Annotated in this window: 15 protein-coding genes and 1 tRNA gene; 12 read left to right on the plus strand and 4 right to left on the minus strand. The window is 77.3% G+C overall.

What is annotated here, in order from left to right:
- Positions 1-117 precede the first annotated feature (117 nt).
- Entirely contained in the window at positions 118-1,113 is a 996-nt protein-coding gene (locus ACI78S_RS02060; protein ID WP_456970532.1) for a peptidylprolyl isomerase, read from the plus strand.
- A gap of 5 nt (positions 1,114-1,118) precedes the next feature.
- A complete protein-coding gene (locus ACI78S_RS02065) occupies positions 1,119-2,042 on the plus strand; it encodes a MazG family protein (protein ID WP_456970533.1) in 924 nt (307 codons plus the stop codon).
- Between the two features lie 15 nt (positions 2,043-2,057).
- Here ACI78S_RS02065 and ACI78S_RS02070 read toward each other — a convergent pair whose 3' ends face one another.
- On the minus strand, positions 2,058-3,023 hold the full coding sequence (locus ACI78S_RS02070) for a hypothetical protein (RefSeq protein ID WP_456970534.1): 966 nt from the start codon (positions 3,021-3,023) through the stop codon (positions 2,058-2,060).
- 78 nt (positions 3,024-3,101) lie between these two features.
- Here ACI78S_RS02070 and eno point away from each other — a divergent pair, with 78 nt between their 5' ends.
- The 5 genes from eno to ACI78S_RS02095 all read left to right on the plus strand — a co-directional run bounded on the left by eno (position 3,102) and on the right by ACI78S_RS02095 (position 7,004).
- The gene (gene eno, locus ACI78S_RS02075) at positions 3,102-4,385 is read left to right on the plus strand and encodes a phosphopyruvate hydratase (protein WP_456970535.1); all 1,284 of its coding nucleotides are present in this window, start codon (positions 3,102-3,104) and stop codon (positions 4,383-4,385) included.
- 25 nt (positions 4,386-4,410) lie between these two features.
- Complete coding sequence (locus tag ACI78S_RS02080) at positions 4,411-4,995, plus strand: septum formation initiator family protein (protein WP_456970536.1); 585 nt, start codon at positions 4,411-4,413, stop codon at positions 4,993-4,995.
- Positions 4,988-5,521, plus strand: coding sequence for a DUF501 domain-containing protein (locus ACI78S_RS02085; RefSeq protein ID WP_456970537.1), 534 nt, complete (start codon positions 4,988-4,990; stop codon positions 5,519-5,521). The genes ACI78S_RS02080 and ACI78S_RS02085 overlap by 8 nt, the downstream gene beginning before the upstream one ends.
- Positions 5,518-6,468 carry a Ppx/GppA phosphatase family protein gene (locus ACI78S_RS02090; protein WP_456970538.1) on the plus strand — a complete coding sequence of 317 codons (951 nt, stop codon included), beginning with the start codon at positions 5,518-5,520 and terminating at the stop codon, positions 6,466-6,468. Before ACI78S_RS02085 ends, ACI78S_RS02090 begins: the two co-directional genes overlap by 4 nt.
- A 74-nt stretch (positions 6,469-6,542) precedes the next feature.
- The gene (locus ACI78S_RS02095) at positions 6,543-7,004 is read left to right on the plus strand and encodes a PGPGW domain-containing protein (protein WP_456970539.1); all 462 of its coding nucleotides are present in this window, start codon (positions 6,543-6,545) and stop codon (positions 7,002-7,004) included.
- 4 nt (positions 7,005-7,008) lie between these two features.
- Here the strand turns inward: ACI78S_RS02095 and ACI78S_RS02100 are convergent, their stop codons facing one another.
- Entirely contained in the window at positions 7,009-8,172 is a 1,164-nt protein-coding gene (locus ACI78S_RS02100) for a GNAT family N-acetyltransferase (RefSeq protein WP_456970540.1), read from the minus strand.
- A gap of 124 nt (positions 8,173-8,296) precedes the next feature.
- On the opposite strand from ACI78S_RS02100, the gene ACI78S_RS02105 reads away from it, so the two are divergent.
- Together ACI78S_RS02105 and ACI78S_RS02110 are read left to right on the plus strand one after the other, a co-directional pair.
- Complete coding sequence (locus ACI78S_RS02105) at positions 8,297-9,082, plus strand: uracil-DNA glycosylase (protein WP_456970541.1); 786 nt, start codon at positions 8,297-8,299, stop codon at positions 9,080-9,082.
- A gap of 9 nt (positions 9,083-9,091) precedes the next feature.
- Positions 9,092-10,420, plus strand: coding sequence for an NAD(P)/FAD-dependent oxidoreductase (locus tag ACI78S_RS02110; RefSeq protein ID WP_456970542.1), 1,329 nt, complete (start codon positions 9,092-9,094; stop codon positions 10,418-10,420).
- 19 nt (positions 10,421-10,439) lie between these two features.
- On the opposite strand, the gene ACI78S_RS02115 is transcribed toward ACI78S_RS02110, so the two are convergent.
- Positions 10,440-11,582: an MFS transporter gene (locus tag ACI78S_RS02115; RefSeq protein ID WP_456970543.1), complete on the minus strand. Its 1,143-nt coding sequence runs from the start codon at positions 11,580-11,582 to the stop codon at positions 10,440-10,442.
- A 71-nt stretch (positions 11,583-11,653) separates the two neighbouring features.
- Between ACI78S_RS02115 and ACI78S_RS02120 the strand changes: the two genes are divergently transcribed.
- Together ACI78S_RS02120 and ACI78S_RS02125 are read left to right on the plus strand one after the other, a co-directional pair.
- Positions 11,654-12,583 (plus strand): LysR family transcriptional regulator, encoded by a 930-nt coding sequence (locus tag ACI78S_RS02120; protein ID WP_456970544.1) that lies wholly within the window; start codon positions 11,654-11,656, stop codon positions 12,581-12,583.
- Positions 12,574-12,650, plus strand: a tRNA-Leu gene (locus tag ACI78S_RS02125). The genes ACI78S_RS02120 and ACI78S_RS02125 overlap by 10 nt, the downstream gene beginning before the upstream one ends.
- A 6-nt stretch (positions 12,651-12,656) precedes the next feature.
- Here ACI78S_RS02125 and ACI78S_RS02130 read toward each other — a convergent pair.
- Positions 12,657-13,028 (minus strand): STAS domain-containing protein, encoded by a 372-nt coding sequence (locus tag ACI78S_RS02130; protein ID WP_456970545.1) that lies wholly within the window; start codon positions 13,026-13,028, stop codon positions 12,657-12,659.
- A 267-nt stretch (positions 13,029-13,295) separates the two neighbouring features.
- Between ACI78S_RS02130 and ACI78S_RS02135 the strand changes: the two genes are divergently transcribed.
- Positions 13,296-14,114 (plus strand): Bax inhibitor-1/YccA family protein, encoded by an 819-nt coding sequence (locus ACI78S_RS02135; RefSeq protein ID WP_456970546.1) that lies wholly within the window; start codon positions 13,296-13,298, stop codon positions 14,112-14,114.
- Positions 14,115-14,163: the final 49 nt, after the last annotated feature.

Here is a 14,163-nt window from a genome sequence, read left to right on the forward strand (position 1 = left end):
AAAACGGGAGCATGTGCGGATCCCTCGTCGGGGGGAGGGAACCTGGGGATCGCCTGGGAGGCGGGGCGTCCGGTGTCGTGCGTCACGGCTCCGGACGGCGTGTGGGAGTCTCGCGACGTGCACACGCGTCGAGTCCCCCGGGTCGTGCTGTCCGGGGCCGCCGCCGTCCTCGCGGTCGCGGGGCTGGCGGCCTGCCGGACCTCACCGAACGTGGCCGCCTACGTCGGCGACGACCGGATCACCGTCGGCGAGCTCCAGGCGGCGGTCGACTCGCGGCTGGAGGAGGAGGGCGTCGCCGCCTTCGCCGAGGCCGACGAGGACGCCTTCACCCGCCAGGTGCTCGGCCTGCTCGTGGGCGAGCAGGTCTACGCCGCGGCCGCGGAGAACTGGGACGTCACGGTGACCGACGGCCAGGTGCGCGAGCGCATCGACGCCCTCCTGGCCGACAACGACCCCGACCAGGTCTACGAGCAGCTGGCCGCCCAGGGCATCGGTCGCGAGGACGTCTTCGAGAACGTGCGCCAGCAGCTGGTCCGGCAAGGCATCGCCCGCGCCGAGGGGCTGGACGACGCCGTCTCGGAGGCCACCCTGCGGCAGCGGTACGAGCAGGACATCGAGCAGTACCAGCAGTACGTGCTGGGCTACATCACCGTGCCCGACCAGCCCACCGCCGACGCCGTCCTGGCCCAGCTGACCGCCGACCCGGCCTCCTACGCGGCCCTGGCCGCGACGTTCCCCGGCGACGCCACGCTGGCCCAGCCCGAGGCGCGGGCGGCCGACGAGCTGCCGCAGGCGCTCGCCGCGCAGGTGCCGGGCACCGCCCCGGGCTCCGGTTTCACGCTGCCCGTCGAGGGGCTCGGCGTGGTGGTCGCGTTCGTCGCCGACGTCACCGCCCGGCCGTTCGAGGAGGTGCGCGCCGACCTGGAGGACGCCGCCTCGGCGCAGATCGACGACGAGGTGCAGCAGCTGGTCCAGGACTTCCGCGGCGACCTCGACGTCACGGTGAACCCCCGCTACGGCGTCCTGCGGGACAACGCCGTCGTCCGCAGCGACGAGGGCGTGGTGGACATCCTCGACGGCGAGGACGCGCCCGCGGGCACGACCGGGGGCTGAGGCCGGTGCCCGTCGCGCTCGCGGTCCCCGTCCACCGCCGCGCCCCCGCCCTGCTGGGCCCCGCGGCCTGGCGGGCGGTGAGCGGCCCGCACGCGGTCGTCGCCCTGCCCGGGGCGGCCGCCACGGCCGGCGCGCTGCGCGCCGCCGACGTCGCCGTCGACGACCTGCCCGGCCCCGCGGCCGCGCAGGCCCGCCCCGACGACGTCGTCTGCCTCGGCAGCGCGGAGGAGCTGGCCGCGCTGGCCGGGGTGCCCGTGGTGGACGGCGCCGCCGAGCCGCCCGGGGCGCGGCTGCTCGACGTCGTCGCGGTCATGGACCGGCTGCGCTCGCCCGGCGGCTGCCCCTGGGACGCCGAGCAGACGCACTCGTCGCTGCGCGGCTACCTGCTGGAGGAGGCGCACGAGGCCTACGACGCGATCGTCGACGACGACGCCGCGGCCATGCGCGAGGAGTTCGGCGACGTGCTGCTCCAGGTGGTGTTCCACGCCCGCGTCGCCGCCGAGGCCGGGCCCGGCCGGCGGTTCGACATCGACGACGTGGCCGGCGACCTGGTCGACAAGCTGGTGCGCCGGCACCCGCACGTGTTCGGCGACGCCGGGCCGCGGGACGTCGCCGGGGTCGAGGCGGGCTGGGAGGAGATCAAGAAGGCGGAGAAGCAGCGCCGCTCGCCGACCGAGGGGGTCTCGCGCTCGCAGCCCGCCGCGTCGTGGGGCGCCGCCCTGGCGCGCCGCGCCGCCCGGGCCGGGCTGTCGACGCCGCCCGCCGGGGACCTCGCCGTCGACAGCCCCGAGGCGCTGGGCGAGCACCTGCTCGGGCTGGTCGTCGCGGCCACGGAGCGCGGCTGGGACGCCGAGGACGCGCTGCGCGAGGCCGTGCGCCGGTACGCCGGTGAGCTCGACGCGGAGGCCGAGGCGCGCTCCCGGGCCTGAGCGGCCCGCCCGGTCTCAGCGCGCCCGCGGCGGCGGGGCGGGGTCGGAGCCGAGCAGCTGGGCGAGCCAGAACAGCACCGCCGCGGCGAGCGCGGTCGCGAAGACGAACCCGGCCGCCCCGCTGCCGTCGAGGTAGGCCCAGAGCAGCCCGAGCACCGGCGCGGCGACCACCACGACCACGTCGCCGCGCACCTGCCGGCCCCAGGTCGGCGGCTCGGCGTGGACGTCGGCGGGCACCACCACGGTCCGCTCACCGCGGGGCGCGCCCGCCCGCGACCGGCCGGAGGGCCAGACCTCGGCGCCGTCCACCACGGGGAGCACGGACCGGCCGGCGGGGTCGCCGCGCAGCTCCAGGCGGCTGCCCGGCTCGAGCGCGGCCAGCTCCGGCGACCAGTGCACCGGCACCCACCGCTCGCCGCGGCCGGTGGCCAGCTCCAGCCAGCTGCGCACCACCAGCCCCTGGCGGACGACGACGCGGCTGCCCGTCGCCGCGGTGGCCGGTGCGCGGCGCAGCCGGCGTCGCGCGAGCACCCGCAGCCCGGTGACCGCCGAGGCCACCACCAGCACCAGCGCGGTGGCGCCCGTGCCGAACACGAGGTCCTCGACGGCCTGGTGCGCGGCGTCGCCGTCGGCGAAGACGGCGGTGTCCTCGGGCGGGGACGCCGGGTCGTACCGGACCCCCACCTGCGCCCCCGCCGGGACGTCGACCGGCTCGCGGAGCACGAGGGTGCCGGTGCGCCGTTCGCCGTCCTCGTCGGCGAAGCCCACCGTCACCCCGCGGCCGTCGGGCGCCTGCGCGTCGGCGACGACGTCGGCGGTCGCGGTCGCGGTGGCCGCCGCGAGCGGCTCGCGCGCCGCCGACAGCCGCACGGCGAGCACGGCGAGCAGGACGAGGCCGACCGCGAGCAGGGGGAGGTAGCCGAGCAGCAGCTGGGCCGCGGCCCGCCGGTGCGGCCGGGGCGGCGCGGCAGGGGTGCTCATCGCGGCCCATCGTCGCAGGGGCGGGCCGCTCCGACGCGGCGGGCACGGGCCGGCGGCCGGGCTGGATAGGCTGCCCCCGTGCCCAGCATCGACGCCGTAGGCGCGCGGGAGATCCTCGACTCGCGCGGAAACCCCACCGTGGAGGTCGAGGTCGCCCTCGACGACGGGACGATCGCCCGGGCGGCCGTCCCCAGCGGCGCCTCGACCGGCGCCTTCGAGGCCGTGGAGCTCCGCGACGGCGGTGAGCGCTACGGCGGCAAGGGCGTGACCAAGGCGGTCGACGGCGTCCTCGACGTCATCGGCCCGGAGCTGGTCGGCTACGACGCCGCCGAGCAGCGGCTGATCGACCAGCGGCTGATCGACCTCGACGGCACCCCCGACAAGTCGCGGCTGGGCGCCAACGCCCTCCTCGGCGTCAGCCTCGCCGTCGCCCGGGCGGCCGCCGACTCCGCCGGCCTGCCGCTGTTCCGCTACGTCGGCGGCCCGTCGGCGCACCTGCTGCCGGTGCCGATGATGAACATCCTCAACGGCGGCGCCCACGCCGACAGCAACGTCGACGTGCAGGAGTTCATGATCGCCCCGATCGGCGCCGGCACCTTCGCCGAGGCGCTGGCCATGGGCACGGAGACCTACCACGCGCTGAAGTCGGTGCTGAAGAAGGAGGGCCTGGCCACCGGCCTGGGCGACGAGGGCGGCTTCGCGCCGAACCTGTCGAGCAACCGGGCGGCGCTGGACCTCATCGCCCGCGCGGTCGAGCAGGCCGGCTACTCCGTCGGCGACGACGTCGTCTTCGCCCTCGACGTCGCGGCCACCGAGTTCCACTCCGACGAGGGCTACACCTTCGAGGGCAGGAAGCTCTCCTCGGCCGAGATGACCGAGTACTACACCGAGCTCGTCGGCGCCTACCCGATCGTCTCCATCGAGGACCCGCTGTCGGAGGAGGACTGGGACGGCTGGATCGCCCTCACCGACGCGCTCGGCGAGCGCATCCAGCTGGTCGGCGACGACCTGTTCGTCACCAACCCCAGCCGGCTGGCCGACGGCATCGCCCGCGGCGCCGCCAACGCGCTGCTGGTCAAGGTCAACCAGATCGGCACGCTGACCGAGACCCTCGACGCGGTGAACCTGGCCCACCGCAGCGGCTACCGCTGCATGATGAGCCACCGCTCGGGCGAGACCGAGGACACCACGATCGCCGACCTCGCCGTCGCCACCGACTGCGGGCAGATCAAGACCGGGGCGCCGGCGCGCAGCGAGCGGGTGGCCAAGTACAACCAGCTCCTGCGGATCGAGGAGGAGCTCGACGACGCCGCGCGCTACGCCGGCGCCGCCGCGTTCCCCCGGCTGACCGCGGGCGCCTGACGTCCCCGTCCGGGGTGGGGGCGCGATGAGCAGCGTGCGCGGCCGGCGGGGGCCCGCGCCCGGGCGGCGGGCCGGCGGGCGCGGTGTCCCCCGCGCCACCGGCCCGGTGCACACCGGGCCGGTGCGCACCGGCGCCCGCTCGTCGGCGCCCAGCCGGCCGGGGCGGCGCCGCACGGTCCGCCGTCCCGCCCGCGCGTCGGCGAGCCGGCGGCGGCCGCTGTTCACCGGCCGCGCGGTGCTGCTCGCCGCCCTGGTGCTGCTGCTCGCGCTCACCCTGGCCGGCCCGCTGCGCCAGTTCCTCGCCGGCCGGGCCGAGCTGGTGCGGCTGGCCGCCGAGCGCACCGAGCTGGAGCAGCGCGCGCAGGAGCTGGAGGAGGAGCTGGAGCAGCAGGCCGATCCCGACCACACCGCGCGGCAGGCCCGCGAGCGGCTGACCTACGTGCTGCCCGGTGACCGGCTGGTGGTCGTCGTCGACGGCGCGACCGTCGAGGGCGACGCGGGCACGCTGCCGGAGGAACCGGCGCGTTCGGCCACCCGGCCGCCGTGGTACCAGGGGCTGATGGAATCCGTCGCCACCGCCGACGGCGAGGTTGCGGGGTCCGGTGGCTGAGCCCGCCCCCCGTCCCGTCCCGCCGGGCGCGCGCCCGGCGGTCACCCCCGCCGAGCGCGACGTCGTGGCCCGCCAGCTGGGGCGCCCGCCGCGCGCGCTGGCCGCGGTGGCGCACCGGTGCCCCTGCGGGCAGCCCGACGTCGTCGAGACCTCGCCGCGCCTGGAGGACGGCACCCCGTTCCCCACGCTGTACTACCTGACCTGCCCGCGGGCGGCCGCGGCGGCCAGCCGGCTGGAGTCGGCCGGGCGGATGCGCGAGTGGCAGGACGAGCTGGCCACCGATCCCGACCTCGCCGCGCGCTACCGCGCCGCGCACGAGGTCTACCTCGCCGAGCGCGACGCCCGCGGCGAGCTGCCCACCCGCAACACCGCCGGCGGGATGCCCGACCGGATCAAGTGCCTGCACGCCCTCGCCGGGCACGCGCTGGCCGCCGGCCCCGGGGTCAACCCGATCGGCGACCGCGCGGTGGACGCGATGGGGGAGTGGTGGGCGAACGGCCCGTGCGCGCAGCCGGAGGACGCATGACCCGCGCGGCCGCGATCGACTGCGGCACCAACTCGATCCGCCTGCTGGTGGCCGACGTCCCCGAGCACGGCCCGCACGTCGACCTCCTCCGGCGGATGGAGGTGGTGCGGCTCGGCCAGGGCGTCGACGCCACCGGCCGGCTCGCCCCGGAGGCGATCGAGCGCACCCGGCGGGTGCTCGAGGAGTACGCGGCCACCGCCCGCGACCTCGGGGCCACCGCCGTCCGCATGGTCGCCACCAGCGCCACCCGCGACGCGGCCAACCGCGAGGACTTCGAGCAGGTGGTCAAGGCGACGCTGGGGCAGCTCCCCGACGTCGTGACCGGCCGGGAGGAGGCCGAGCTGTCGTTCCTGGGGGCGACGGCCTCGCTGGACGCCGCGGCGCGGGCGCACGGCACCCCGGCGCCGCAGCCGCCGTTCCTCGTCGTCGACATCGGCGGCGGCTCGACCGAGTTCGTGCTCGGCGACGCCTCCGGCGTCCGCGCCGCGCGGTCGGTCGACGTCGGCTGCGTGCGGCTCACCGAGCGGCACCTGGCCGGCGACCCGCCGACCGCCGACGAGATCCAGCGGGCCGAGGCCGACATCCGCGCCGCCCTGGCGCTGGTCGCCGCCGACGTGCCGGTCGCCGAGACGGCCACGCTGGTGGGGCTGGCCGGCTCGGTCACCACGGTGGCGGCACTGGCCCTCGGGCTGCCCCGGTACGACGCCGAGGCCATCCACGGCTCCCGGATCCCGGTCTCCGCGGTGCGCTCGGTCACCGCGGGCCTGCTCACCGCCTCCCGCACGCGCCGGGCCGCCCTGGCCGTGATGCACCCCGGGCGGGTCGACGTCATCGGCGCCGGCGCGCTCGTGCTGCGGGTGCTCATGGACGCGTTCGCCCTCGACGAGGTCGTCGTCAGCGAGCACGACATCCTCGACGGGATCGCGCTGCGCCTCGCCCGCGGCTGACCGGCACACCGCTCGCGCCATCCGGTCGCGCCGCGCGGGGATGGCCCGGACCCGTTCCGGGTACGCAGCCGTGCATGACGCCCACGGCCGAGAGCCCCACCCGTCCGGCCGCGCCCGGCGCCACGCGCTGCGAGAACTGCTCCGACGGCCTCGGCCGGCCGAGGCCCGTCCGCCCGGGCTCCGTCCGCGACCGGGTGCACCGCACGCCCGCCGTGGCGCGCGCCTGGCGCGTCGGCGTCTTCCTGGCGGGGCTGCTGCTGGTCGCCCTCGGCGTCGCCCTGGCCGTGCTGCCCGGACCGCTGACGATCCCCCCGGTGCTGGCCGGGCTGTGGGTGTGGTCCACCGAGTTCGACTGGGCGCGGCGGGTCTTCGCCTCGTTCGCCCGCAAGGCGCGCGACGCGTGGCAGCACGCCCGGCGGCACCCGGTGAGCTCGGCCGTCGTCACGGGCGGCGGCCTCGCGGCGGTCGCCGCCGCGGTCTGGGCGGTGCAGCGCTTCGACCTCGTCGACCAGGTGCAGGTGGCGCTCGGCCGCTGACGCGCTAGCCGCGGGCGCGGCGCTCCCGCACGGCGTGCATGAACGCGCGGGCCAGCTCCCGCGCCCGGCCGCGCAGCGCGCGGCGCAGCAGTCGGAGGACCTCCTCGCGGGCGGTGGTCGCCGCGACGTAGCCGCCGGAGCCGAGCAGCCCGGGGCGGGCCAGCAGGAAGCGCGTGGCCACGACCTCCTCCGGCCGCCAGCGGAACTTGTAGTCCTCGTCCCCCCGCAGGAACGAGTACTCCGCCCGGCCGAGGGCGACCGCGCGCTCCAGGGCGCTGCTGACCAGCAGGACGGCGGTGTCGATGCGCTCGCGCAGCGCCGGGGCGATGCCGGCGAGGTAGTAGGCGAGTTGCCGCGGGCCGACGAGGTCCACCTCGGCGGCGACGAGCTCGCCGTCCACCCGGTACTCCACGACCAGCGCCTGCCCGCGCTCGACCATCGCCGGCAGGGCCGTGGTGAGCAGCGCCCGGTAGCGGTCGGTGGAGTGCTCGGGGTTGCCGCGCCGGCCGGCCCACTGGGCCTCGTGCAGCCGGATCAGGTCGGGCACGGCGCGCGGCACGTCGGCGGGGGCGAGCTCGGTGCGCTCGACGCCCAGCTGGTCGATCTTGCGCAGCTTGCGGCGCAGCGTGCCCGCGGTGCGCGACGGCACCCGTCCGAGGGCCTCGGCCACGGGCACGGCCGGGAGGTGCAGGTTGAGCGACGACGCCGAGCGGCGCACCCGGCCCGGCCACCGGCGCGCCCACGACTCCGCGGTGGCGCCCGGGAGCACCTCGGGCAGGTCGAGCGCCCGCCAGCCCGGCACCGCCAGCAGCGCCGCGACCAGCCGCTCGCCCGCGCCGGGCACGGCCGGGTCGAGGAGCACGTCGGTGTGGTCGGAGATCTCGCCGCCGAGCGGGGCGAGCAGCGTGAGCGGCCCGCGGCGGACGCGGTGCAGGGCCGCCGCGGCGACCAGCACGTCGCCGTCCCACACGGTGGCGACGGCGAGCCGGCCGTCGGCGACGTAGGACCGCGCCCAGGCGCTGACCCATGCGTGCGCCTGGAACGGCGTGGCGGTGGGGACGCGCGACCAGAGGTCGTCCCACGCCTCCGCGAGCGCGTCGAGGTCCTCGTGCCGCTCGACGACGCCGTCGCCGCGCGCGGCGACCGGCGCGAGCACCTGCACGTCCACGTCCCCCCGTCCCCCCGGCCCGCGGCGCGGTGCCGGTCCGATGACCTCGTCCGAGGCTAGGGGGGCGGCGCCGTCCTGACGCCGCCCGAAAGGGGGAAATGCGCCGGGTGATCGGATGAGGGGCATGGCAGTCGACCCGTCCGGGTTCCCGGTCACCCGCACCCCCGCCGGCGTCGTGCGCTCGGCGGCCGGCGCCCGCGACCTCGCGGCCCTCGACGCCCGCGTCTCCGGCTGCCGCGCCTGCCCGCGGCTGGTGGCGTGGCGGGAGGAGGTCGCCCGGGTCAAGCGCGCCTCGTTCCGCGACGAGGACTACTGGGGCCGCCCGGTGCCGGGGCTCGGCCCCGCCGACGCCCGGATCGCCGTCGTCGGCCTCGCGCCCGCCGCGCACGGCGGCAACCGGACCGGCCGGGTCTTCACCGGCGACCGCAGCGGCGACTGGATCTTCGCCGCGCTGTGGCGGGCCGGGCTGGCCAACCAGCCCACGTCGACGCACATCGGGGACGGCCTGGAGCTCACCGGCGTCCGCGTGGCCGCCGCGGTGCGGTGCGCGCCGCCGGCCAACGCCCCCACGCCGGAGGAGCGCGACACCTGCTCGCCGTGGCTGGCCCGCGAGCTGGCGCTGCTTCCGCGGCTGCGCGTCGCCGTCGTCCTGGGCGGGTTCGGGTGGACGGCGCTGTGGCCGGTGCTGGCCGCCGCCGGCTACCCGCTGCCGCGGCCCCGCCCGGCGTTCGGGCACGGGGTGGAGGTGCACCTGGAGGGCCCGCGCGGGCCGCTGACCCTGCTGGGCAGCTACCACGTGAGCCAGCAGAACACCTTCACCGGCAAGCTCACCGAGCCGATGCTCGACGCGGTGCTGAACCGGGCGACGGAGCTCGCCGCGACGGTGCCGGGAGGCCCGGCCGCCCCCTAGGCTCCCGGCATGGGTGCGCCAGCGCAGCGTCCGGTGGTCCTCGTCGTGGGCGGCGGCTACGTCGGCCTCTACACCGCCCTGCGGTTGCAGAAGCGGCTCTCCCGCGGGCGGGCCGAGGTGGTCGTCGTCGACCCGCAGCCGCACATGACCTATCAGCCCTTCCTGCCCGAGGCGGCGGCCGGCTCGGTGGAGCCCCGGCACGTGGTCGTGCCGCTGCGGCGCACCCTCCCGCGCTGCCGGGTGATCACCGGAGCCGTCACCGGCCTCAGCCACGCCGAGCGGCGCGCGCACGTGGCCCCGCTGGAGGGCAAGGAGTTCGACCTCTCCTACGACGTCCTGGTGATGGCCGCCGGCTCGGTCGCCCGCACCCTGCCGATCCCCGGCCTCGCCGAGCACGGCATCGGCTTCAAGACCGTCGGGGAGGCCATCTACCTGCGCAACCACGTGCTGGCCCGGCTGGACGCGGCCAGCTCCACCGACGACCCGGCGGTGCGCCGGCGGGCGCTCACCTTCACCTTCGTCGGCGGCGGGTACGCCGGCATCGAGGCGCTCGCGGAGCTGGAGGACATGGCCCGCTACGCGATCGAGCACTACTACCCGCGGCTCTCGCCGGCCGACATGCGCTGGGTGCTGGTCGAGGCGACCGGCCGGATCCTGCCCGAGGTCGACCTCGACATGGCCGCCTGGACGGTCCGCCAGCTCACCGAGCGGGGCATGGACGTGCGGCTGAACACCCGCCTGGAGTCGGTGTCGGACGACTGCGTGGTGCGCCTGTCCGACGGCGAGGAGTTCCCCAGCGACACCCTGGTCTGGACGGCGGGCAGCAAGCCGAACCCGCTGCTGGCGCGCACCGACCTGCCGATCGACGACCGCGGCCGGGTGGAGTGCGAGCCGACCCTTCAGGTGCGCGGGGTGGACGGCGCGTGGGCGGCCGGCGACCTGGCCGCCGTCCCCGACTTGACCAAGCCCGGTGCCACCACCGCGCCCAACGCGCAGCACGCCGTCCGGCAGGCCAAGCGGCTCGCCGACAACCTCGTGCGGGTCCTGGCCGGTGAGGAGCCGGTGCCGTACCGGCACGAGTACGTGGGCTCGGTGGCCAGCCTGGGCCTGTACAAGGGCGTCGCCCAGGTCTACGGCGTCAAGGTCAAGGGCTTCCCGGCCTGGTTCATGCACCGCACCTACCACGTCAGCCGGCTGCCCACGTTCAACCGCAAGGCCCGGGTGGTCGCCGACTGGACGCTGGCCTTCCTGTTCCGCCGCGAGGTGGTCTCGCTGGGCCAGCTGCAGGACCCCCGCCGCGAGTTCGTCTCGGCGGCCACCACCCGGCCGGCGGCGTAGGCGGCCCGGCCGGCCGGCCTCAGCGGCCGCCGCCCGGGAGGGCCCGGCCGGCCAGCGCCGCGGCCGCGAGGGCGGCGGCCGCGGCCAGGGCCAGCGCCGCGCCCAGGCTGCCGGTGACCTCGGCGACGGCCCCCACCGCCGGCGGCCCGGTGAACGAGCCGAGGTAGCCGACCGTCGTGACCGTCGCGAGCGCCCCGGGCGCGCCGCCCGCCCCGGCGCCCGGCGCGGCGGCCAGCACCACCGGCGCCAGGGGGGCGAGCGCCAGCCCCAGCACCGCCCAGCCGGTGATCGGCAGCGCGGTGCCGGGCGCGAGGACGACGGTGGCGAGACCGGCCGCGGCCAGCAGCGCGCCGGCGCGGACGAGGCGGCGGCGGCCGAGGCGCGCGGTCAGCCGGTCGCCGACGACCCGGCCGGCGAGCAGGGCGGCGGTGAAGCCGAGGTAGGCCGCGGCGGCCAGCCCCTCGCTCCCGCCCGGCGTGCCGCGGACGTGCACGGCCAGCCACGTCGACGCCGTCCCGTCGAGCAGGAACACGCAGAACGCCACGGCGCCGAGGGCCGCCAGCCCACCCGCGGGCCGCCGCCTGCGCCCGCCCGCTGCCTGCCGCCCCGCCGCCTCCTGCCCCGCCGGCGGAAGCCCGGCGGCGGCGAGCAGGCCGGCGGCGAGCGCGAGCAGCCCCACCGCGGCCGTGTGGCCGAGCAGGGGCACCCCGGTGGCGGTGGCGGCGAGCGCGCCGCCGGCCCCGAGCAGCAGGCCGCAGCTCTGGCCGGCGTGCAGCCCGGCGAGCACCGGTCGCCCGGCCCGCCGCTCCAGATCGACGCCCTGGGCGTTGAGCGCCACGTCGAGCACGCTGTTGGCGGCCGCCCAGCACCCGAGCCCGGTCGCGAGCACCGCCAGCCCCGGGGCGAGGGCCGCGGTCAGCAGCCCGGGGGCGAAGACGGACAGGCTGCCGGCGATCGCCCGCCGCGTGCCCACCCGCCCCACCAGGACCGCGCCGAGCGGCAGCCCGCACAGCGCGCCCGCCTCGATCGTGAGCGCCACCACGGCCAGCCCGCCGGGGGAGAGGCCGAGCCGGTCCTGCACGGCCGGGACCCGCGCCGCCCAGGTGGCGGCCACGACCCCGACCGCGCAGAACAGGACCCAGACCCGCGACCGCTCGCCCACGGGTCCTCCGGTGCGCACCGCCGGCCATGCGCATCCATGCGGATCCGTCGGGGGAGTCCTACGTTCCGTTCATGCTGGACCTGGTCAAGGTCGCCACGCTGCGCGCCGTCCTGGCGCACGGCTCCTTCTCGGCGGCCGCGCAGGAGCTCCACCTGACCCAGCCCGCCGTCTCCCGGCAGGTCGCCTCCCTGGAGCGTTCGGTCGGCAGCGTGCTGGTGCGCCGGACCCGCCGCGGCGTGCTGCCGACCGAGGCGGGCCGGGTGCTGCTGGCGCACGCCGACCTGATCGCGGCGCAGGTGGCGCGGGCCGAGGCCGACCTGCGCGAGCTGCGCGGGCTCTCCCGGGGCACCGTCCGGCTGGGCTCGTTCCTCTCGGCGCTGGTGCACCTGTCCGCCGAGGTGGGCGCGCGGCTGGACCGGGCTCACCCGGGGATCGTGCTCGTCGACGCCCTGGTGGACCGCGCGGCCGCGGTCGACGGCCTGCGCCGCGGGGAGCTCGACGTGGCCGTCGTGTTCGAGCACGACCTCGAGCCGGCCCCCGTCGTGCCCGGGGTCGAGGTGGTCCCGCTCTTCCGCGACCCGCTCCGCGTCCTGCTGCCGGCCGGGCACCGGCTGGCCGGCCGCGGCAGCGTCGCCCTCGGCGAGCTCGCCGCGGAGACCTGGGTCCGGGCGCACGAGGGGTCGGCGGCCCGCCGGGTGGACGCCGTCCTGGCCAGGGCCGGGCTGCACCCGCCGGTCCTGCTGGCCGGGCGCGGCGACGAACCGTTCGAGGCCCAGGCGCTGGTGGCCGCCGGCAAGGGCATCGCGCTGACCCACGAGCTCACCGTCGTGGTGAGCGACCACCGGCTGGTGCGGCTGCCGCTGACCGACTGCCCGGGGGAGCGGGTGGTGCAGGCCGCCGTCCTCCCGGGCCCCAGGCCGGCCGCCGTGGAGGCGGTCCTGCGCGCGCTGCTGGAGGTGGGTGCGGCCCGCCGGGCTACCGTTCGGACACCGCCCCCGTAGCCCAACTGGCAGAGGCAGGCCCCTTAAAAGGGTCCCAGTGTCGGTTCGAACCCGACCGGGGGTACCACCCGCCTCACGCGATGGCCGGCGCGGCGGTCCGGTCCAGCAGGTGCGCGTCGAGCCGCAGGTGGGTCAGGGCGCCGACGAGGGCGGGCGGCGCCCCGGTGAACGTCATCCGCACGCCGCGCCGGACCAGACGCCGGTAGGCGGAGCCGATCGCCCGCAACCCGGCGTGGTCGGCCACCAGCAGGTCGGTGACGTCGACGGTCCAGTGCTCACCGCCGTCGAGGACCAGCGCGCGCACGACGTCGAGCAGGACGTGGCAGGTGCCCCGGTCGAGCCGGCCGGCCAGGCGCAGCCGTCCCAGCCGGTGGTCGACCTGGGCGAGGAAGAGGGGGAGAGCGCCCTCGGGCGCCCCGGCCGGGGAAGTCGGCCGGAGGGGCATGGGATCACCTCGGCGAGCGCCGCGCGAGGAGCGCTCGCCGGACGGGGACGGCAGCGCTCGACGCACCTGCGGGAGGGGGAGCGGCCGTCATTTCGACCCCCTCCAGTTTAGGAAGCTCCCGAGGAGCCCGGCAACGACGGCTCGGTCACCCCCTGGAGGGACGCTGCGGGCCCGGGAACGCGCCGGCCACCGCGGACGTTGACCTGACCGAGTGGAGTCCGCCACGGTGGACCCCACGGTCCGACCAGTTCCCTCAGGGAGATGACGATGCCCAGCAGCAACCCTGCTTTCGGGCGCGCGTTCGACAGCGCGACCCGGAGCGGGCAGTACGGCGGCGGCTTGGGTTCGCCCCAGCAGTACGGCGCCCCCACCCAGTACGACCAGTACGGCGCGCCCGCCCCGGCGCCGTACACGCGGGCGACCACCCGCTACATGACGATGGACGACGTCGTCACCAAGACGGGAATCTCCTTCCTGGTGACCGTCCTGGCCGCCGCCGCCACGTGGGCGCTGCCGGGCGACACCGGTTGGGGCTTCGCGCTCCCGGCCGTGCTCGTCGCGTTCGTCCTCGGTCTGGTGATCGCCTTCAAGCAGATCGCCAACCCGGCGGCGACCCTGGCCTACGGCGCGCTCTACGGTGTCGCGCTCGGCGCCATCAGCGAGGCGTTCAACAACGTCTACGGCGACGGCATCGTCGTCCAGGCCCTGATCGGCACGTTCGGCGTCTTCGCCGGCATGCTCGTCGTCTACAAGACCGGCGCCATCCGGGTGACCCCCAAGTTCACCCGCTGGCTGGTCGGCGCCATGGTCGGCGTCCTCGTCCTGGTCCTGGCCAACTGGATCGCCGCGTTCTTCGTCCCGGGCGGCCTCGGCCTGCGCGACGGCGGCGGTGTCGCGATCATCTTCAGCCTGGTCGTGATCGGCGTGGCGGCCCTGTCGCTGCTGCTCGACTTCGACATGGCCGACGAGGCGATCCGCCGCGGCGCCCCGGCGAAGTTCGCCTGGTACATCGCCTTCGGCCTGCTGGTCACGGTCGTCTGGCTGTACCTGGAGATCCTGCGGCTGCTCAGCTACTTCCGCGAGTGAGCTGAACCCGCACCACGGTGGCCCGGTCCCCGCGAGGGGGCCGGGCCAC

It is taken from the genome of Geodermatophilus sp. SYSU D00815, assembly GCF_054050035.1.